At 60.5% G+C, this 20,238-nt stretch carries 16 protein-coding genes; 9 read left to right on the plus strand and 7 right to left on the minus strand.

Annotation, left to right across the window (positions count from 1 at the left end):
* Positions 1-71: 71 nt before the first annotated feature.
* The gene (locus tag MF268_RS03795; protein WP_238369585.1) at positions 72-1,010 is read left to right on the plus strand and encodes a carbohydrate kinase family protein; all 939 of its coding nucleotides are present in this window, start codon (positions 72-74) and stop codon (positions 1,008-1,010) included.
* A gap of 506 nt (positions 1,011-1,516) precedes the next feature.
* Entirely contained in the window at positions 1,517-1,882 is a 366-nt protein-coding gene (locus MF268_RS03800) for a GMC oxidoreductase (RefSeq protein WP_337926789.1), read from the plus strand.
* Between the two features lie 117 nt (positions 1,883-1,999).
* Here the strand turns inward: MF268_RS03800 and MF268_RS03805 are convergent, their stop codons facing one another.
* Positions 2,000-2,902 carry a LysR family transcriptional regulator gene (locus tag MF268_RS03805; protein WP_238369587.1) on the minus strand — a complete coding sequence of 301 codons (903 nt, stop codon included), beginning with the start codon at positions 2,900-2,902 and terminating at the stop codon, positions 2,000-2,002.
* 117 nt (positions 2,903-3,019) lie between these two features.
* Between MF268_RS03805 and MF268_RS03810 the strand changes: the two genes are divergently transcribed.
* The 4 genes from MF268_RS03810 (at position 3,020) to MF268_RS03825 (ending at position 10,761) form a co-directional block, all read left to right on the plus strand.
* Positions 3,020-8,428 (plus strand): LamG-like jellyroll fold domain-containing protein, encoded by a 5,409-nt coding sequence (locus tag MF268_RS03810; protein ID WP_238369588.1) that lies wholly within the window; start codon positions 3,020-3,022, stop codon positions 8,426-8,428.
* Positions 8,429-8,492: 64 nt separating this feature from the next.
* Positions 8,493-9,026 (plus strand): VPLPA-CTERM sorting domain-containing protein, encoded by a 534-nt coding sequence (locus MF268_RS03815; protein WP_238369589.1) that lies wholly within the window; start codon positions 8,493-8,495, stop codon positions 9,024-9,026.
* Between the two features lie 138 nt (positions 9,027-9,164).
* Positions 9,165-9,767, plus strand: a complete 603-nt coding sequence (locus MF268_RS03820) for a TetR/AcrR family transcriptional regulator (RefSeq protein WP_238369590.1) — start codon at positions 9,165-9,167, stop codon at positions 9,765-9,767.
* Between the two features lie 13 nt (positions 9,768-9,780).
* Complete coding sequence (locus tag MF268_RS03825; RefSeq protein ID WP_238369591.1) at positions 9,781-10,761, plus strand: zinc-binding dehydrogenase; 981 nt, start codon at positions 9,781-9,783, stop codon at positions 10,759-10,761.
* A gap of 82 nt (positions 10,762-10,843) precedes the next feature.
* On the opposite strand, the gene MF268_RS03830 is transcribed toward MF268_RS03825, so the two are convergent.
* Genes MF268_RS03830 through MF268_RS03840 form a run of 3 tightly spaced genes read right to left on the minus strand, consistent with a single transcriptional unit; the run spans position 10,844 to position 13,960 of the window.
* Positions 10,844-11,893 carry an ABC transporter substrate-binding protein gene (locus MF268_RS03830; protein WP_238369592.1) on the minus strand — a complete coding sequence of 350 codons (1,050 nt, stop codon included), beginning with the start codon at positions 11,891-11,893 and terminating at the stop codon, positions 10,844-10,846.
* Complete coding sequence (locus MF268_RS03835; protein WP_238369593.1) at positions 11,893-13,296, minus strand: sensor histidine kinase; 1,404 nt, start codon at positions 13,294-13,296, stop codon at positions 11,893-11,895. Before MF268_RS03835 ends, MF268_RS03830 begins: the two co-directional genes overlap by 1 nt.
* Positions 13,289-13,960: a response regulator transcription factor gene (locus MF268_RS03840; RefSeq protein ID WP_238369594.1), complete on the minus strand. Its 672-nt coding sequence runs from the start codon at positions 13,958-13,960 to the stop codon at positions 13,289-13,291. Before MF268_RS03840 ends, MF268_RS03835 begins: the two co-directional genes overlap by 8 nt.
* A gap of 182 nt (positions 13,961-14,142) precedes the next feature.
* Here MF268_RS03840 and MF268_RS03845 point away from each other — a divergent pair, with 182 nt between their 5' ends.
* From MF268_RS03845 to MF268_RS03855, 3 genes are all read left to right on the plus strand, one after another.
* Positions 14,143-15,132 carry a Bug family tripartite tricarboxylate transporter substrate binding protein gene (locus tag MF268_RS03845; protein ID WP_238369595.1) on the plus strand — a complete coding sequence of 330 codons (990 nt, stop codon included), beginning with the start codon at positions 14,143-14,145 and terminating at the stop codon, positions 15,130-15,132.
* A 94-nt stretch (positions 15,133-15,226) separates the two neighbouring features.
* Entirely contained in the window at positions 15,227-15,658 is a 432-nt protein-coding gene (locus tag MF268_RS03850) for a tripartite tricarboxylate transporter TctB family protein (RefSeq protein WP_238369596.1), read from the plus strand.
* 9 nt (positions 15,659-15,667) lie between these two features.
* Complete coding sequence (locus MF268_RS03855; protein WP_238369597.1) at positions 15,668-17,206, plus strand: tripartite tricarboxylate transporter permease; 1,539 nt, start codon at positions 15,668-15,670, stop codon at positions 17,204-17,206.
* Positions 17,207-17,279: 73 nt separating this feature from the next.
* Here the strand turns inward: MF268_RS03855 and MF268_RS03860 are convergent, their stop codons facing one another.
* From MF268_RS03860 to dctP, 3 genes are all read right to left on the minus strand, one after another.
* Positions 17,280-18,602: a TRAP transporter large permease gene (locus MF268_RS03860; RefSeq protein ID WP_238369598.1), complete on the minus strand. Its 1,323-nt coding sequence runs from the start codon at positions 18,600-18,602 to the stop codon at positions 17,280-17,282.
* Positions 18,602-19,090, minus strand: a complete 489-nt coding sequence (locus MF268_RS03865; protein WP_238369599.1) for a TRAP transporter small permease subunit — start codon at positions 19,088-19,090, stop codon at positions 18,602-18,604. The genes MF268_RS03860 and MF268_RS03865 overlap by 1 nt, the downstream gene beginning before the upstream one ends.
* A gap of 72 nt (positions 19,091-19,162) precedes the next feature.
* Positions 19,163-20,203: a TRAP transporter substrate-binding protein DctP gene (gene dctP, locus MF268_RS03870; protein WP_238369600.1), complete on the minus strand. Its 1,041-nt coding sequence runs from the start codon at positions 20,201-20,203 to the stop codon at positions 19,163-19,165.
* Between the last annotated feature and the right edge of the window lie 35 nt (positions 20,204-20,238).

Genomic DNA, 20,238 nt, shown 5'->3' on the forward strand with positions numbered 1-20,238 from the left:
TTATGGTGCAAGACACCTGACGTCATTAAGTCTTTGCCCTTTAAAAGGGTATTTTCTGCCAAGGAAGCAAGATGATCCTGTGTTGCGGTGAAGCACTAATCGACATGATCCCAGAACGACTGGCGGACGGCCGCACCGGCTTTGTACCGCATGCTGGCGGCGCGATTTTCAACACCACCATTGCGCTTGGACGACTGGGGGTCAACGCCGGGATGCTCACGGGGCTCTCGACGGATCTGTTCGGTCAGCAACTATTGACTGAACTGCAGGCAAGCAACGTGGATACGTCAACGATTGTAAGGTCAGAGCGGAACACGACTCTGGCCTTCGTTCATCTTTCCGATGGGCAGGCAACCTACGATTTCTTGGACGAAAACTCTGCCGGTCGCATGCTGCTGCCCGAAAATATTCCGGAAATCTCTGCTGACGTATCGGCCATTTATTTCGGAGGTATCAGCCTTGCCTGCGAACCCTGCGCCGACACTTATGCGGATCTCCTGCTTCGCAAGGCGCCCGATTGCGCGATCATGCTGGACCCAAACATCCGGCCCGCCTTTATTCAGGATGAAGCCCGCTATCGCGCCCGGATGGCCACGATCATTGCGGAATGTGACATCGTGAAGGTTTCGGATGATGATCTTGGATGGATGACGGGAGACACGGGGGGCGGACTTCGTGATCAGGCGGATCAGATGCTTGCGCAGGGCGTTTCTCTAGTCATCGTGACACAGGGTGCCAAAGGGGCGACCGCTTTTCATGTCGAGGGTTTCGAGGTTTCGGTGCCTGCGGCACCGGTGCGCGCTGTCGATACCGTTGGAGCAGGCGATACATTCAATGCCGGGCTGATGGCGCAGCTAACCAATGGCGGTGATCTGACCAAAGCGGGCATTCGGGACTTGACGCCGGACAAGGTGCGGGCGGCGTTGGAATTCGGCGCAAAGGTGGCTGCGGTTACCGTTTCAAGGGCCGGCGCTAATCCGCCATGGGCAGCGGAACTTTCTGACACCTGATCTCGGACTTCATGCGGGCGGTTCTGTTTGCCGCATGGGGCCAACCAGCTTACGGTACTGGTTTCTGGCGCGACAGAAAATCTGTCGAAAAACTGCGCAACTCCTAAGCCTTGCGTCGTTTTATTATTCTTCTGCCTATTCCCGGTCACTCACGTCGATGCAAGCAACTTCCCGAACGCTCAGCAGGGGAAAAACAACCGCGATGGTTATGAACAGCTCTGTACCGCAACGGCGAATGGGTTGGGTTGCGCATGAACTCTGCTCTCTAAACTGGGCCGGTTTTTCGAGCCGGACGCCGTTGCTCATGTGCGGTTACGACCCGCTGTCGAACCTTACCTTCAGTTTGACGGAGCGGTCACGCCGCATCGCGATAACTACTGCTTCCTGAGCCAGAAACCGGGCATGACCATGTACTCGACCCTTAAGCATCCGAAAAGCCGGGTTAATATCTCGTTTCGCTCGGCAGATCCGATCAAGTATCCGGATATCAATCCGAAGTAGCTCTTATTGCACCTGTCGGGCACAGAACTGGCTACGCTGATCGAAGCGATCCGCATCCAGCGTCGCGTGGCCCAGAGTGGAGCGCTCAAGGATCTTGTGGACGGAGAAATGTTCCCGCTGGCGATGCCCAGACCGGTGAAGAGTTTGAAGCCGTTATTCGGAGCCAATGCATGACAATCTATCATCAGTCGTCGACCTGTCGAGTTGGGACGGACGCAGCGGCAGTGGTCGACCGCGCGACGCTGAAGTTCCACCGTATCGAAAGGCTTTGCGTCGCCGATGCCTCGGCAATTCCCGCGATGGCGTCAGGCAATCTCAACACCTCGACGGTCTTGATCGCCGAACGTGTCGCTAGTTCGACCCGGTCTTGATCTGTTGCCCGAAAGGTCACTGCGTAATCTCAGGCGGCCCTTACTGCCGCGCTGCATTTCTGTCTCCCCGATGCGACGCGCCAAGTAAGAGTTCACGGCGCGCGTTTCGCGCCTTGATCATTTTTTCTGCTTCAGACTTTCGACCGGTGCACTCCGCACCTTTTCCGCAGCTCCCAGAAACTGGGCGATTTCCGGCACGCGGCGCCGGTCCTGCCGGATGATCACGTTTTCAACGAAACCGATCTTGCCATGTCTCATCGTGATGCGCCGGTAGGCGATCCTGTGATCCGGCGGGCATTCGGAACCGGCGCAGAATGCGATCCCCAGCCCCTTGGCAACGGCCTCGCGCACCACTTCGGCGCCTTCGATCTCGATGACACGTCGAGGCTGGATATTCTCCAGTGACAGCGCTCTTTCGATCAGCGCCCGCGTGCGCGAACTCTTTTCCCGCATGACCAGAACGCGTTGCGCCACCATCTCGATCGGAAACCTGTTCTGCTTGGACAAGGAATCCTCGCTTGGCAGCGCGACCCACAATTCCTCCCGTTTGACCGGTTGCACATGCAGGGCGGTGCCAATCATCGGATCGACAGCAATGCCCACATCAGCTCGCATGTCCTGCACGGCTTCGACCACGCCTGCCACGCTGTCCTTTCGAATCGAAATCTGCAGGTCCGGCGTTTCTTCGAGCATGAGGGAAACGATATGAACGGCGAGCGCCGGAGAGTCGCTCACAATCCTGAGGCGACCGTTGCCCGCGCTCGGCCGCCGCTGCAGTAATTCTTCAACCTCTTTGGCCGCGAACATTAATGTTTTGGTTACAGAGTACAGCTCCCTCCCCGCGTCGGTCAGCACCAGCCCCCGGCCACGTTTTTCCAGCAGCCTAAGCCCGTGACGCTGCTCAAGCGCCTTCAAATGCTGTGAAACCGTGGGCTGCGAGACCCCCAGAACTTCCGAGGCACGCCGAACGCTGCCTTCCTGAGCCACAAGGCTAAACGCCCGGATCTGCTGATAATTCATAGGTTCCCCCTAAGTTTTCGGGAGGAATAAACGATTTGATCGAAGCTTTTGTGACCGTCAAGCCAGTGACAGATCTTTCGGCCGCGCTTTGTGCCGGCCAGTCATCAGGGGCTAGACATGACCACCGAACTCACCTTCCACGCCTTGGGCACAACCAGCGAATTTGGCATCGACGCGATTGCAGGCGTAGACGCCTCGGTTCTGGCGTTTGACAAGCTGACATCCGACCAGTCCGTCCAGATCCTGCCGGACAGCGATGAACCGATCCGCGAATACGCCATGATCATGGATGTTTACCTTACGCCGCCGTCCAGCGGTTACCTCGGTCTGATCCAGACCGGGTCGGGCGATGCCGATCTTTTCCTGAAAGGCTCGGGCGCGACGGCGGGTATCGGCATCAGCGGGCAGTACAGTGGTGAAATTGCCTATAATGAGTGGGTCCGGCTGGCGTTCAGCGTGCAGATCGAAGGCGCGGATACGATCATCACTACCTTTGCGAACGGCGTGCAGATCGGTTCGCTCAACATGGGCGAAACCGATCGCTGGACGATCGACCCGCTGCTCGGGCTGCGCCTCTTCACCGATAATGACGGCGAAACGTCGTCAGGCTTTGTGTCGTCCATCTTCCTGATGCAAGGCTCGCAGCAGGCAAGCGATGTGGCCGAGGCGCTTGCTGCCATCCCGACACCTTCCGCAGACGGGTTCTTTCAGGCTGACCCGACTGGCTCGTCGGTCGAGATCAATTTTGCCAACGAGACGATCAATACGAAATACGGTAGCGCCGATGTCATCCTCGAAGGATCCGGTTATCGGACGGCCGTCGCCAATGGGGACAGCACCATCGGCAACGCAGCCGAATTGGGCGTCCCGCTGCCGGGAGGTGACGCGGTGATCCTGAACTACGCGGCCTTCGCTTCTGATGAGGGCCTCCATATCGATCTGGCCGAAAACGCGGGTGACCTGACCAGCTTTACCATGGTGTGGGACATCAATACCTCGGATACAGGTGGCTATCAGGCCCTGCTTCAGCTTGGCGCGGACAACACCTCGGACGGCGATATCTTCATCAACGGCAGCGGGGGTATCGGCATCAGCGGTAACTACACGGGCACAGTGCCCGCGAACCACTGGGCGCGGATCGCGATCTCGGTCACCGATAACGGCAATGGCACATCGACCCTGTCGAAATACATCGATGGCACGCTGGTCGGCACCCAGTCAGTCTCGACGGAGCGTTTCACGGTCGATGCGGCGACTGGCTTCAAAATCCTGACCGACAACGATGGGGAAACGGCCAAGGGTTACCTTGCCCATTTCGGACTGCTCGATCGCGCATTGGGCGACAGCGAAATCGCCGCCCTTGGCGGTGTCACGCACGAAGGACCGTTCAGCGGTGTTCCCGGGGCCGCACAATTCGGTTTCGACGATTATGTTCCGTCCATTGAAAGCGGTTTCGGCAATGTCGAGCTGATCGACACAACTCCCGTCGATCCCGGCGACATAACCGTCAACGGTATCAAGGACATGCTGGTCGCAACAAGCGACGCCGCGCAGGAATACGACCTGACCGAGGTCTTCGGCGCGGGCGCGACCGATTTCACTGTCACGAACTCCAACGGCGAGGCGGTCAATGCGACCATCCAGGACGGTATCCTGACGCTCGCCTTCACGGAACTGGGGCTGGCCGACCTCACCGTCACCGCGCTCAACGCCGCTGGTCAGGAAGTCGAAGACAACATCCGTGTCCGCGTTGCTGGTGAGGGTGCCTATACCATCGCCATCCTGCCGGATACGCAGGATTACACCTCCAACCCCGGGATCGAGCATATCTTTGGCGAGATGACGCAATGGCTGGCGGACAATGCCTCAAACAAGGGCATCAACTTTGTCGCCAACGTTGGCGACGTCAGCCAGTGGTCCTCGACCAGCCAGTTCGACATCGCCAGCGCGGCTTACGATACGCTGCGTCAGGCCGGGGTCAGCTTTTCGGTGGTGCAGGGCAACCACGATATCGTCAACAGCGCCGGTGACATCCGCAACACGTCGAACTTCAATAACGCCTTCTCAATCTCCTACATGTCCGAAGACCCCAGCTTTGGCGGCGTCTACGATCAGGAACCGGATCGCTACGACAATAACTACCATCTCTGGACTGCGGATGACGGCACCGAATGGATCGCCATCAACCTCGAATTCGGACCGCGCGACGACGTGCTGCGCTGGGCCGATGACGTGCTGACGCAATATGGTGATCGCAAGGCGATGATCATGACGCACAGCTACAACAACTTCAACGGCCGACATGATCCGCTCGGCGGACCGCTCGAAGGTGAAGGCGCCGGGTACGATTACTGGCTCAGCGATGATCCGCAGGGCACCTGGGACGGCGAGGAGATCTGGCGCGATGTGGTTTCGTCGCACGCCAATGTCGTCTTCGCCTTTGGCGGTCACATCTTTGGCGATGGCGCCGAGACGGTCGTTTCCTATAACGATTATGGCAACCCGGTGTACCAGTTCCTGCTGAACTATCAGAACGGCGTCGCGCTTGAGGCGACAAATGGCGGCAACGGCGGCAATGGCGCTGTCCGTCTGGTCACGGTCGATCCGGAAAATGACGCTTTCTATACCGAGACCTATTTCACCGAGCTGGATGAATACTTCACCGCGTCACGTGGTTCTAGCGAGCAAAGCCGCGATGGCCTGACTGGCGATTACGTCGGCCATCAGGAAGAATTCTACAATGTAGATCTGGGCGAACGCAAAGCGCAGGTCGAGGCTGAGGCAGGTGCCGACAAGGTCGTCACCGCCGACGCCGGCGACTCCACTGCCAAGGTCAGCCTTAGTGCCGACGAGACGACGAACCCGCAGGACAATGTCGTCTCCTACACTTGGACAGATGAGGACGGGAAAGTCATCGCAACCGGCGAAAAGGTCGAGGTAGACCTGCCGGGCGGGGTCAACGATCTGACGCTCACGGTCGAAACGGCAGAAGGCGTGGTTCATTCGGATGATCTCCGCGTCATCGTCGCCACGGACAAGACCTATCTCGTGGAAACCTTCAATGATGGCGATGCGGCCGGGTGGGGCCTCGTGAACGTGGCAGAACCCGTGCAAAAGGTGAATTTCGGCACCGATACCGGCTATGGTTTGCCGCAGATCGGCTCGGGGACCACACCGGTCATGAAGCTTGACGCGCTGAACCCCGACGAAGGCATCCTGATCAAGCCGGACATGACCGGCAAGATCGCCAACTATACGCTCGCCTACGACATGTACCTGCCGTCGGGGCAGGGGTCCTGGGCCGCGCTCTTGCAAACCGATGTGAACAATGGCTCGGATGGAGAGCTGTTCTTTAACCGCGTCGCCAAAGATACGGCCGGGCTCGGGATCTCGGGAAATTACCCGGACAGCATTACCTATGACAGCTGGAACCGCGTCATCGTCACGGTCGAAATCAACGGCGCCGACCAGCAGATCATGCGCAAATTCGTCAACGGCACGCTTGTCGGCGAGCAGACCCTGCAATCGGATGCCTCCGCCGGCACCCGATGGACCATCGACGCGGACACCGGGTTCCTGGTCTTCGCAGATGAGACCAACGAAACCAGCGATCTCTATGTATCCTCCTTCGGTTTCACCCCCGAAGTGCTGGACGACGCGACCATCGCCGCGCTGGGCGGTGTTTCGTCCCAAGGCGCCCTGACCGGCACACAGACTGCAGGCGCAATCCAGTTGTCCTTCGACGGCGCGCTGGACGACATCACCGCAGGCTCCGGCGAGGCCAGCGAAATCGACCTCTCGGGCGACTCCAGCACCGGCGACTTCTTTGTCAAAGGCAGCGCGCGGGACGAAGACAGCACCATCGATAACCCCCAGGGCGCGTTCTTTGACATGTCCAACAACGCCGACAATCTCGTGCTCTGGGAAGAAGGCGACTGGGACGACATCACCATGGAAGTGACCATGCGCTCGATGGATGACGACACGATGGGCGTGGCCTTCAACTTTACAGACAAGGATAACCACTACCTTCTGACGCTGGATAACCAGACCAATACGCGTCAGATCATCAGGGTCGAAGACGGTGCCGAAACCGTCATCGCGATGGAGGCTGGCGGCTATACGTTCAACGTCGAGCAGGACCTCAAGCTCAGTAACGTCGATGGCCGCATTACCGTCACGCTTGATGGTGTCGCGCTCTTTGGCGGGGCTGTCGTGGACGATGCGCCGCTCAAGGGAGGCACCATCGGTCTCTACTCCTCCTATCAGCACAGTTCGATCTTTGACGATGTTGTCGTCTCTGCGCCCGAACTGACCGCCGAAGCCGGGCCCGAGATGCTTGTCATCGACTGGGATCGCGACGGCGTCGAACAGGTGAGCCTGAATGGCGCGGCCTCGATCCTTCCTGACGGCGATGAAACAGCCAGATGGTCCGGCACCGATGTCACCAAGAACGGGCTGGTCGCAACGGCCACGGCCAATGCCGGGCGCAACACCTACACGCTCGACATCGACGGCCAGGCCTCGGACACGCTCACCGTGAATGTCGCCACCGGTGACAGGCTGATCGCAGCAGACCAGTTCGAAGACGGCAACCACAATGGCTGGAAAATCGTCGATACCACGGAAATCGGCGGCCCGGCCAATTGGGAGGTGATCGACGGCGCTCTGACGGAAACCTCCGGCGCCTACAGCCGCGAACTGACCTGGGCCGGGGCCAGCGCCTCGGACGTCTGGCAGCGCGGCTGGTCACCCCTCGGCGATGGCACTTACGCCCTGCACAAGGGCAGCTATGCGCTCTGGGAAGGCAATACCGAGCTGACCGATTACGTCATCAGCGCCGATGTCGAAGCAACCCCCGGTTCCATCGGGCTGATGCTCAACTACGTCGACGAAAACAATTACTACAAGCTCGAGATCGACCAGCGGGTGGGATTGTTTACCTTTGTCGAGGTCGTCGACAACTATGAATCGATGCTCACCCGCGGAGCAATGACCTACACGCCCGGCGAGACCTTCAATCTCGAAGCGCAGATCGTTGATGGCATGATCTCGGCCAAGGTCGATGGGCATGACATCTTCGCCTATGATCTCGAAAACCACGAAATCGAAAGCGGCGCGGCGGGCGTCTGGTCCTGGGGTGCTGCCGGGACCAGCTTTGACAATATCGCCATCGTCGATCTGTCCTCCGACTTCCAAAGCGAAATTCACGGCACGGACGGCAATGACCGGCTGGTCGGGACGGATGCGGATGATCTGATTTTCCTCGGTGCCGGTCGTCTTGACCAAGCCCAAGGCGGGGCAGGGGCAGACACATTCGTCTTCGGGGCCGAGACCATGAACGGGATGCGCGAAACCACACGCCTCACCGATTTCGAGGCAGGTGTCGACGCGCTCGACCTCGGCACGGCGGACATCAACCGCGTCAAGGAAACAGGCAATAGCGTGATGCTCTGGATCGGCGAAGACAACGACCAGATCATCATTTCCGGCATCGACAGTTTTGACCAGCTCACCTTTGCCTGAGCCGGATCAAAGACCAGCCGGGGTGCGGCTGGCCAGTTTCTCCCTTCAACCCAAGAGACACACCATGACTTTCAAATCAACGATCCTGGCGGCTGCCGCCCTTCTGCTGGCGGGTCTTGCACCCGCTCAGGCCACCACCGTGACCGATAGCTCGGCCGAGGTAATGCTCTACGCCGGCGACATTATCGCCGAATCCTATGCGCCTGCCTCCGATACGGCCGGTTTCGATCCGGTCTATGCACTCGTCTCCGGCGGCGTCTTCGGCTTCGACCCTGCTTTCGTGTTGTCGCTCGAAGATGCAAGTGGCGAGGTCATCTACGGTGAGACCGACAGCTATCTTTTCGATGGCGATGCGACGCTCAGTTTCGTCTTCGACATCACGGGCAGTGCCGCGTCGTACTTCGGGTCTGCGCTGAACCTGTCCTTCCTGTTCGATGACACCGTCACCGATCCCTTCAGCGACCTGACCGACATCTATAGCACGGCCACGATGGTCATTTCACCGGTCACGGTCAGCAATGTTCCGCTCCCCGCCGGGCTGCCACTGCTGGTTTCCGGTTTCGCAGCCATCGCCTTCCTGCGTCGCCGCCGCGCCTGAGACATTTAACACCATCAACGCCGGGCGCATTCACCGTGCCCGGCTTTTTTTATTGGCTGTTTGCCTCTTCAGAAAAGCGACGCGACGTCACGCCAACCGTGACTAGACGACCGGTCTATTATCTATTAGCCGGACCTCATGAACGCCCCGCTCAAATCAGAACTGACCCGCCAAAGGATCCTCTCCAAGGGCCGCGAACTTGTCCTCACCGGCGGGTTCGGTGGGGTCGGACTCTCTCGTATCCTCGCGCATAGCGAGGTGCCAAAAGGCTCGTTCTATTACTATTTTACTTCGAAAGAGGATTTCGGCTGCGCCCTGCTTCAGGATTATGTCGAAGAATACCTCGCCCGTTTCGACGCGCTGGCAGATGGCCCGGACAAAGCGGGCGACAAGCTTTCGGCATTCTTCTCGGCCTGGCTGGATCAAAGCCGTTCCGAAGGTATCGCCAGCCGCTGCCTTGTCGTCAAACTCGCAGCCGAAATCGCCGATCTCTCCGAAGACATGCGTGGTATTCTCGACCACGGGGTCGCGCTTCTGACCGGGCGGATTGCCGATCTGCTGACGGCTGGTGCTTCCGATGGCTCCATCCGTCCGTTGGCCAATCCAACCTCAACGGCCCGCACCCTCTACGCGCAACTGTTGGGCGCGGCCATTCTCTCGAAACTTGCACAGGATGACGCGCCCCTGCGCGACGCTCTGGCCGATGCCAAGGCTCGCCTGTGCCCTGAAACATCCATCTGAAAAGGAAAAACCCATGCGTGCAGCGATCCATGACAGTTTCGGCGAACCCGCCGATGTCCTCGAATGCCGCCAGACCGATAAACCGACCCCCGGCCGGGGTGAAGTTCTCGTCAAAACGACCCTCTCGCCCATCCACAACCACGATCTCTGGACTGTTCGCGGCAATTACGGCTACAAACCCGATCTTCCCGGCGCGATTGGCGGCTCTGAAGCGCTCGGAACGATCGAAGCGGTCGGTGAGGGCGTCGACGAAGCTCTTGTCGGTCAGCGTATCACGGTTGCAGGCGTCCACGGGTCTTGGGCGGAATACTTTATTGCCCCCGCCGGCGGTGTCCTGCCCCTGCCGGATGCCATTTCCGACACGCTGGGCGCACAACTGATCGCCATGCCTTTCAGCGCCATTTCCCTGCTGGAACAGCTCAAGGTCTCCAGCGGCGACTGGCTGATCCAGACGGCTGCCAATGGCGCGGTCGGCAAGATCATGGCGATCCTTGCGAAATCGCGCGGCATCAAACTGCTCAATCTCGTTCGCCGCGCCGATGCCGTTGCGGAACTAGAGGCATTGGGCATGGAAAACGTCCTCAGCACGGCCGAGCCGGACTGGCAAAAGAAAGCGCAGGCATTGATCGGGCCTGCCGGGGCAGTTTCGGCCATAGATTCCGTTGGCGGAGATCTCGCGATGGACCTTACCGATCTGCTCGGGCTGGACGGCGAACTCGTCGTTTTCGGCACGGCAACCGGCGCCCCGCTGTCGCTGTCCTCGGGCACATTGATCATGAAGCACATCAGCGTCCGGGGTTTCTGGGGGGCGCGCGTCAGCCAAGAGATGGACCCGAAAGAGCGCGAACGCCTGATTACCGAACTTGTCACCCTCGCGATGAAAGGGCAACTCACGCTCGAAGACGGGGGCATCTACCCGCTCGACGACATTGGCGGCGCGGTAAAGGCTGCGCTGACGCCCGGTCGTCAAGGCAAGGTGATGCTGCGCCCCTGATCCGGCGCACCGCACAGCATCTGAAACCGCCCGCCATTACCGGCGGGCGGTTATTCCGACAGGCTGGGGGGCCTTGCTCTACCTAATCCTGTGGCTCTGCCGCAAAGGTTGTCCGCCATTGCTCGACAAACAACTGCCGACGGTGCCGGTCCATGGCCACCAGCAGTTTCGGGTCAATGGGAATGACCCGCCTTGCGCTGTCGGGCAGGGGCCGGGCGTCGCGGTCGATCCGTTGAAACAGGTTGACATCGGCAAGCATGGTCTGCCCCTGCGGTGACAGCAGGAATTCAAGCAGCAGTGCAGCCTCGCGTTTGTGCGCCGCCTGTTTCGGGATCATGAAAGTCCGCGACAGGAACAGCGTGTAATCCCGTGGAAGGATCACGCCGACATCGCGGCGCGGCCGTGCGTCCACGTAGGACCCCAGCACGTTATACGCGATCAGGTATCGGCCTTCGGCTACCCCGTCGATGATTTCGGCGGAGCAGCAAGTGGCAACGGCCTGCAGGCGCGAAAAGCCTTCGAGGAGACTGCCGAAGGTTGTTGCCTCAAGGCTGTCCATAAAGGCAAACAGGAACCCGAGCCCCGAGGTCTCGACATCGTAGGTCGCGATCTTGCCGGTAAAGGCACTTTCGGGCTGGCGCATCAGGTCGAGCAAGGCGAAACGCGACACCGGCGCTTCGTCTTCCGGCACCAATGCCGTGTTGTAGATGATTACCGCCGGCTCCTGCGTGATACCCCATATCTCGTCGCGCCAGCGGCGTGAGACGGGCAACGCCTCGGTGGCGGCCGAGCGGTACGGATGGGCACAGGCGCGGTTCACAAGATCGACCATCTGGTGAACGCCTGACGAAAAAACGACATCCGCCGGTGCCGCACCACGCTCACATGCGGCCAGGCTATCGTCGTAAAGCGCGTTCGACCCCCATTGCTCGTATTGCAGATGGATCGTCGGGGTCGCGGTGACGAACGCCTGCAACAGCGGGGCCAGTATCTCGATATCCGTGGTCGAACGCACCAGTAATTGCGTCGTCGGCACTCCCGTATCGCTTTTGAATTCTGCCACGGCCTCCTGCGCCATCGAGCCGGTTGCGCGCAGGATGACAAGCACGGCGGCGATGAGCCAGGGGCGCATCACGCCTGTTCCCCGGAGGTGTCCAAAGGCAGGGCTAGCGTCGCCCTGAATCCGCTTGCGCCGCGTTCCATGCGGAACGAGCCATTCAGCGCGCCTGCAACGGATTTGACAATCGACAGGCCCAGCCCGGCGCTGTTCCCGGATGAGGCAGCGGACCGTTCGAACCGCTGGCCGATCCGTGAAAGCACCTCTTCCGGTGGCCCTTCCCCGGCATCTCCCACCCAGATCACTGCGTCGCCGCCCTCGATACCCACGCCCACCTGTATTGGTGCACGACCATGGCGCAACGCGTTCGCCAACATGTTCTTGACCGCCTCGCACAAAGAGATTTCGTCGCCCATGACCATGACGGCCCGGTCGCCGATCACCAGTTCAACCTCGACACCCGGAGCCAGCACTTCATGGTCCTGCTCCTCGATCACCCGCAAGGCAATATCGCGCAGGTCCATCGGCTCGGGCGGCGTATTGTCTGCCCGGTGGATCACCAATGCCCGCGACAGCATCTGGTCGAGCAGCTCGCCCAGCGACCGTGTTCTGCGCACCAGCCGTTCAAGCCTTTGAGGCTGCTGGTCAGGGGCGTCCTCCAGCGCCAGTTCCGTCTGCGCGCGGATCGCCGCAACGGGCGTCCGCAACTGGTGTGCCGTGTCCGAAATCAGGTTTTTCATCGCGCCGACCTGCCTGTCGAGCCGCTGCATGAACCGGTTCATCGCATGTGCGACAACGGCGACTTCGGCCGGACCATCGGCCGTCATCGGGGTCAAGTCATACGGATCGCGCGCGATAAGCTCTTCGGCCATCCGCTCCAGTGGACGCATGGCAGAGCGGATCACCAGATAGGCGCTCAGGATCAACGCAATACCCCCAAGCCCGGTCACAAGCATCGCACCACGTGTCAGCTCATAGGCCATCGCCTGACGTGCCCTCAATGTCTGACCCACTGTCACGGCCACCGTCCCCGAGAAATCGCGTTCGGTAAACCGACGCAGCACGGTAACGAACCGCGCCTTTTCTCCCTGCATCGTATCGTCGAAATAAACCGGCGCCGCACTCCGGGCATCCGCCGGTTCCGGTTGTCTCACCCTGTCATGCCCGGTGATCAGCGCGCCGTTTGGACCGTGCACCGCATAGCCAATCCTGTCATCTGTCGCGAGCGCCAGCAAACCAAATGCCGATACCGGGATATCGACCACGGGCGCGCCACTGCGGATATCCACGCTCTCGGCAATGTCCTGCGCCGCGCCCAGCAAGAGACGGTCATAGGCCTGTCGCGCCGCGTTTCTTCCATAGGCAAAGGCCGCGAGCGTGATCACGCAGCCGCCAATGGCGAGAAGCGACAGAACCCCGACCATCACCCGCGACAAGAGTGAGGTCGTCACCGGAGCCACGCCGCTACGATCAACCATCGTGACAGATCCTGTAGCCAAGACCGCGCTGGGTTTCGATGCTCACGCCTGATCCCGCCAGCTTCTTGCGCAGGCGCGCGATGTAAAGTTCGATCGCATTAAGCCCGACGTCGGCATCGTCAAAGGCGAACAAGCCGTCATACAGACGCTGCTTGCTCAGCACCTGCGTTCGGTTCCTCAGCAAAAGCCCCAGCAGCGTCGCCTCCCGCCGGGTCAGGACAAGCTGATTGCCCGCCAAACTGGCGGCGAGCGTCGCCGGATGGAAAGTCAGCGGCCCAAGCGTGACCGCTTCAGATTTCTGATCTGCCTCCCTCCGGACCAACGCCCGCAAGCGCGCCTCAAGCTCGCGTTGGTCGAAAGGTTTCACAAGGTAGTCGTCCGCACCAAGATCCAGCGCCGATACCCTGTCATCGACCGAAAACAGGGCCGTCAGCATCAGCACCGGCGTACGGTCGTTCCTCTGGCGTAGGTCCTGAAGCAGCTCGGTGCCGTTGCGGTCGGGCAGGTTTATGTCCAGCACGATCGCGTCATAGCTCTGTACCGCAAGGAAATCCTCGGCCGTGCCGCAGCTGTCAGCCAGATCGCAGGCCATCCCCGACTTGCCCAGCCGGATGGCGATGGCTTCGGCCATGTCGGTGGCATCCTCAACGATCAGGACACGCAATTTGGGTTTCCTCCCGCTTGGCCAAACCGCCTGACCGTCACTGAATGACAGCTTGGTGACAGCTTTGCCCTGTAACAAGCAGTCATAGCCACTCGCGAGGAGACTGCAAAGCGCAGTGCGGTGGCACCCGGCCCCGGGCGGCCAGAAAGCCCGGACACAAAATACTCTGGAGGAGTTATCACATGATCTTCAACGCAACTCGCGTAACCCTCGCGGCGGCGATCCTTGGCCTGTCCGCCATGGCTGCCCCGGCACAGGATTTCACCCCCGAAAACCCCGAATGCATTGCTCCGGCCAACCCGGGCGGCGGCTGGGACTTTACCTGCCGGCAGGTCGGCAAATCGCTTCAGGATCTGGGCCTGATCGACAAGACCATGCAGGTCGTCAACCTCGCCGGTGGTGGTGGCGGTGTGGCCTTTGCCGAGGTCGTGAACAAGCGCGGCGATGACAATGACCTGATCGTTGCAGCATCGTCCGCTACCGCCACCCGTCTGGCGCAGGGTGCCTATCCCGGCAACACCACCGATCAGGTACGCTGGCTTGCCTCTATCGGCGCCGATTACGGTGTCATCGCGGTGGCCGCAGATAGCGAAGTCGATACGCTGCCCGCGCTTCTTGACATGATCAAAGCCGACCCCACTTCTGTTTCCGTGGCCGGTGGCTCCGCCGTGGGTGGCTGGGATCACCTTAAGGTTCTGATCGCCGCCAACGCCTATGGCATCGAGGACGTTCGCAAAGTCAAATACATCGCCTTCGACGGTGGTGGCGAGGCGGTTACGCAGCTGCTCGCCGGTTCGGTACAGGCCTTCACCGGTGACCTTTCCGAAGCCAAGGGCTTTGTCGACAGCGGCGACATCAAGGTGATCGCGGTGCTCGCGCCCGAACGTCTGGATGGTGAATTCGCCGATTTCCCGACCGCGCGCGAACAGGGCGTCGATGCGCTGGGCGCTAACTGGCGCGGCTTCTACGCGCCTGGCGGCATGTCGGACGCGGCCTATGACGCATGGGTGTCGAAAATCGGCGATCTCTACGCCTCCGACGAATGGAAGGCGGTCATGGAAGCCAACGGCCTTGCCCCGCTCGACCTTCAAGGCGCCGACTTCCAGGCTTTCGTGATGGATTCAGTCGAGCAGATCCAGCAGATCTCGCGTGAGATCGGCATCATCAAGTAATCGGCTGCCTCCTCCCTCGGCCGATACCCCCGGGAGGCGTCCTCGTTCGTCAGGGCGTCTCCCGCTTTCTTCCCCGCCATTACAGGAGATTACGATGAGTGATCGCATCTTCGGCATCTTCGGGCTGCTGCTTGCCATCGGCTTTGCCTTTGCCGCCCTCGCCATCGAGGAAAGCTTCCTTTCGGACGCTGTCGGCCCCAAGGCCTTTCCGCTTATCATCGCTGCCGTCCTCGGGCTGAGTTCCATCGTCATCGCACTTCGCCCCGACGCCGCACCCGAATGGCCGACGCTCGCCCGATTGGCAGAAATCGCCGCCGCGGTGGTTGTGATGATCCTCTACGCGGAACTGCTCCCCGAGATCGGTTTCGTCATCGCGACTTTCTTTGCCGCCGCTTACCTGACGTGGCGGTTGGGCTCGGACCTGCTGGCCTCGCTCGCCACCGGTCTCGGCACCTCGCTCGGCATCTATGTCATCTTCCACCTCGTGCTCGGGCTGTCTCTCGCTCGCGGCCCGCTCGGCTTTTAGGGGCGCATCATGGAAACCTTATCTTCTCTGGCTGACGGTTTTGCCATCGCGCTGACGTGGCAGAACCTCCTGCTGGCCCTGCTCGGCTGCTTTCTTGGCACGATCATGGGTGCGCTGCCGGGTCTTGGCCCGTCGAACGGCGTTGCCATCCTGATCCCGCTCGCCTTTACCCTCGGTCTGGGGGCCACGCCGTCTCTGATCTTGCTCACCTCAGTCTACTATGGTGCCATGTACGGTGGCCGGATCTCGTCAATCCTGCTCAACATTCCCGGCGATGAACCGGCGATGATGACTTGTCTCGACGGCTATCCGATGGCGAAAAACGGCATGGCCGGACAGGCGCTTTCGCTCTCCGGTATCGCTTCCTTCGTCGGTGCGTTCTTTGCCACATGGGGCCTGATCTTCCTCGCGCCGCAGCTCGTGAAAATCGCACTGCTCTTCGGGCCGGCGGAATATTTCGCGCTCTTCGCGCTGGCCTTCATGACGCTTGGCGGGGTTTCCTCGACCAATCAGGCAAAATCGGCTTTTGCCGCCGCGCTGGGCCTTGGCCTCGCGATGATCGGCGTCGATACGCAGACTGGCGTGCCGCGCTTTACCTTTGGCGAAGTCCACCTCTATGACGGTCTTGATTTCCTTGTCGCCATCGTCGGGCTCTTCGCGCTCTCCGAGGTCTTCATCTTTCTCGAAAATCGCCATGGAGAAGCAGACGGGACAAAGCCAAACCTGAAAATTGGTCGCCTGACACCGCCGCTTTCGATGCTCAAGCAGACGACTCCCACCATGGCGCGTTCCACCGTGTTGGGCTTTATCGCCGGGGTGCTGCCGGGGGCAGGGGCCTCGCTCGGCTCCTTCATCTCTTACTCCTTCGAGAAACGTCTGGTCGACAAGGACAAGACTTTTGGCAAGGGCGATCCGCGTGGCGTTGCCGCCCCCGAGGCCGGGAATAACGCGGCCGCCGGTGGTGCGCTCGTTCCGATGCTGGCGCTGGGTGTACCGGGGTCGGGAACAACTGCCGTGCTGCTTGCCGTGCTGTTGTCACTCAACATCACGCCCGGTCCGCTGCTGTTCTCACAAAACCCGGATGTGGTTTGGGGGCTGATCGCCGCGCTCTTCATCGCGAACTTCATGCTGCTGGCGATGAACATCCCGATGGTAGGCCTGTTCACCCGCCTCCTCATGGTGCCGCCGCGCATCCTGATGCCCATCGTCGCCATGGTTAGCTTTGTCGGAATCTACGGCATCTCCGGGTCGTCCTTTGACCTGCTGGTCATGATCGGCTTCGGCGTCATGGGCTGGGTGCTACGCAAGCTCGACGTGCCGCTGGTGCCGATCATCCTCGGGACGCTGCTCGGCAACTCGATGGAGAACAATCTGCGCCGCGCCATCACCATCGACAATGGCAACTGGTTCACCCTGATCGACAGCCCGCTTTCTATCACGCTCTGGGCCATCGCGATCATCGGCTTCCTCCTGCCGGTCTTCCTTGGCCGCAAGGTCAAGTCGCGGATGCACGAACGCGGCGACGAGGAAGGCTCGATCACCGACTGAATGACCACTCACGAGAACGAAAAAGGCCACGTCCAATTCAGGACGTGGCCTTTTTCATATTATTGGCCCGGGCTTACTGCACCCGGTTCGCCGTCTGCTCGGGCAGCCATGTCACCAGATCCGGGAAGGCGATGAACAGGATCAGGATCACCACCTGGATCAGGAAGAACGGGATGACACCGCGATAGACCTGACCGATGCCGATATGATCCGGCAGCACCCCCTTGAGATAAAACAGCGTATAGCCGAAGGGCGGCGTGATATACGCCATCTGCGCCGTGATCATGAACAGCACGCCAAACCAGAGCGGGTCGAAATCAAGCGTCTGGATGATCGGCACAAAGACCGGCACGCAAAGCAGGATGATCCCGATCTCGTCCAGAAACAGGCCCAGGAAGATCAGCACCAGCAGCATTGCGAACAGCACGACATAACGGGATGCTTCCAGCCCTTCGACAAAGTTCAGAACGCTATCCGCGCCGCCTGTCGCCACGAAAACCGAGATGAACGCCTTGGCACCCAACGTGATCCATAGGATCATCGCCGTCACCCGCAGGGTATCGGTGGCCGCCGCATTCAAGTTCGCAAAACGCAGCCGCCCGGCGACAATCGCCGACAGTAATGCGCCTAGCACGCCAACGGCGGCCGCCTCGGTCGGGGTTGCAATACCCGCATAGATCGACCCGAGAACCGACAGGATCACCAGCGCGGGCAGGACAAGGCTGCGCAGCGATGCCAGCTTTTCACCCATGGTGAAGGTCGCGGTGTCCGGATGGGCCGGGGCAAGATCCGGGTTCAGCTTTACCCGCGTCCAGATGTAGATGCAGTATGAGGCCGCAAGGATCAGGCCCGGAACGATCCCGGCAATGAACATCTGACCGATCGAGATCTGCGCCGTGATCGCATAGACGATGGTCACGACAGACGGCGGGATCAGGATGCCCAGCGTGCCGCCCGCGCAGATCGACCCAAGGGCCAGCGGCGGGTTATACCCCCGTGACAGCATCGAGGGCAGGGCAAGGATGCCCATCGCCGCAACGGCCGCGCCGACAACGCCAGTCATCGCCGCCATGATGGTGCAGATCACCACCGTGCCAATGGCCAGCCCGCCGGACAATCCGCCAAACCATTTCTCCATCGCGTTATAAAGATCGTCGATGATCTGCGATTTCTGAAGGATCGCGGCCATCAACACGTAAAGCGGGATCGCCATCAGGGATTCCGAGGTCATCGTCTCGAAGGTGTTGAGAACCGCCACGATCAGCGCGCTTGGCCCCCAGAGCGTCGCCGTCGCCAGAAACGCGATGGCGCCGAGCACAAAGGCCAGCCCGGCACCGCTCAGCATCAAGACCATAAGGGATGCGAACATCCCGACCAGAACGAATGTACTTTCCATCAGGCCGTCCGCCCCCGCATCGCAAAGACAACTTCGGACAGGGCCTGAAGGATCAACAGCACAGCGGCCAGCGGCAGCACCATTTTCGCGGGCCAGACCACCGGGTTCCACGCGGAATAGCTCGTCTCGCCGTATTGATAGGCCTGCATCGCCAGCGGCGCGCTATAGCGCAGCAGGATCGCCCCGAAAAGCAATGCCAGCAGGGCCGCGACAATGGCGAGAACGGTCTTCAGCCAGCCCTCTGCCTTGGACGAAACAATGTCGACGGCCACATGCCCGCCAAGATGCAAAAGGTAAGGTCCGCCCAACAGGAAAAACGGCCCGAACAGCAGCGTCGCCAGTTCCGGTCCCCAGCTTGTCGGATTGTGCAGGGAATAGCGCGAGATCACCTCGTAAAGCATCAGCCCGGCGATGACATAGACCAGCCACTTGGTGGCTTCGAACGTCCAGCGGTTCAAAGTGGTAATCGCTTCCGCGACACGAAACATGTGCCTTCCTCCCCAAGATAAACCGGCCGCGCAGCATTCCTGCCGCGCGGCCGTATTGCATTGACGATGGCCTTACAGCAAACGCATTTCCTGCATCAGCTGCTTCTGGCTTTCCATCATTTCGGTTGCCAGTTCATCGCCCTTGGTCGCCTTGGCCCAGGACTCGACGGCCTTCTTGCGCGACTCGATCACATCGTCCGCATCCAGCGTGATGACTTCGACACCGGCTTCCTCGTATTTCGAGAGGTACTCGGCATTGTCCACGATGATATTCTGACGCAGCGCACCCGAAACTTCACGGGCAGCCACGGCCAGCGCCGCGCGCTGCTGATCGTCAAGCTGACCATAGGCGGCGGTATTCGCCACGTAGCACGTTGCGGTCGACGGCTGGTGGACCCCCGGCAGTATCAGATACTTGGCAACTTCGTGCAGGCCCTCTTCGTAATTGGCCTTGATGTCGCCACGGTCCGCGAAATCGATCAGCCCCTTGTCGAGCGCCGAATAGACTTCGGAGGTTGGCAGCGGCGAAACGGCCACGCCAAAATCCGCCATCACGGCCGAGGCCAGCCCGACGAAACGACCCTTGAGCCCGTCCATATCGGCGATCTTGCGGATTTCCACCTTGGAGTGGATCGGCTCTTCGCCGTAGACGGTCGGCGCGACATAGGTGAGACCCGCCGGTGCATAGGACCGCGCCGCCATGTCCAGGCCGCCGCGTTCGTAGAACCAAGCCTCGTACTGGTCCGCCTCGGGGAACCCGAAGGGCACGGTCGAGGAGAAACCATGCGCCGGGATCTTGCCCGCCGTATAGCCGTCAAAGGTCTTCATTAGCTGAAACGCCCCACCGCGCACGGCGTCGAACGCCTGTGCCGAAGGCACGATCTGACCGCCCGCGAAGGGCGTGATGTCAAGGCTTCCGCCGGTCAGCTCACGTACACGGTCGCAGAACTTTTCCTCGTAGAGCATCGGCGTTGTGCCGCCGCCCCAGAGCGCCTGCATCCGCCATTGGATCGTGCCCTGCGCGCGGACGCTGGATGCGGCCACCACGGCCGGGGCGGCAAGCCCTGCTGCACCTGCTGCGCGAATGAAATGTCTTCTGGTCGATTTGGTCATATGGATACTCCTCCCTTTCTTCAAATTCATCTGGC

The sequence above is a fragment of the Heliomarina baculiformis genome, from assembly GCF_019966545.1.
Taxonomy (GTDB): domain Bacteria; phylum Pseudomonadota; class Alphaproteobacteria; order Rhodobacterales; family Rhodobacteraceae; genus Heliomarina; species Heliomarina baculiformis.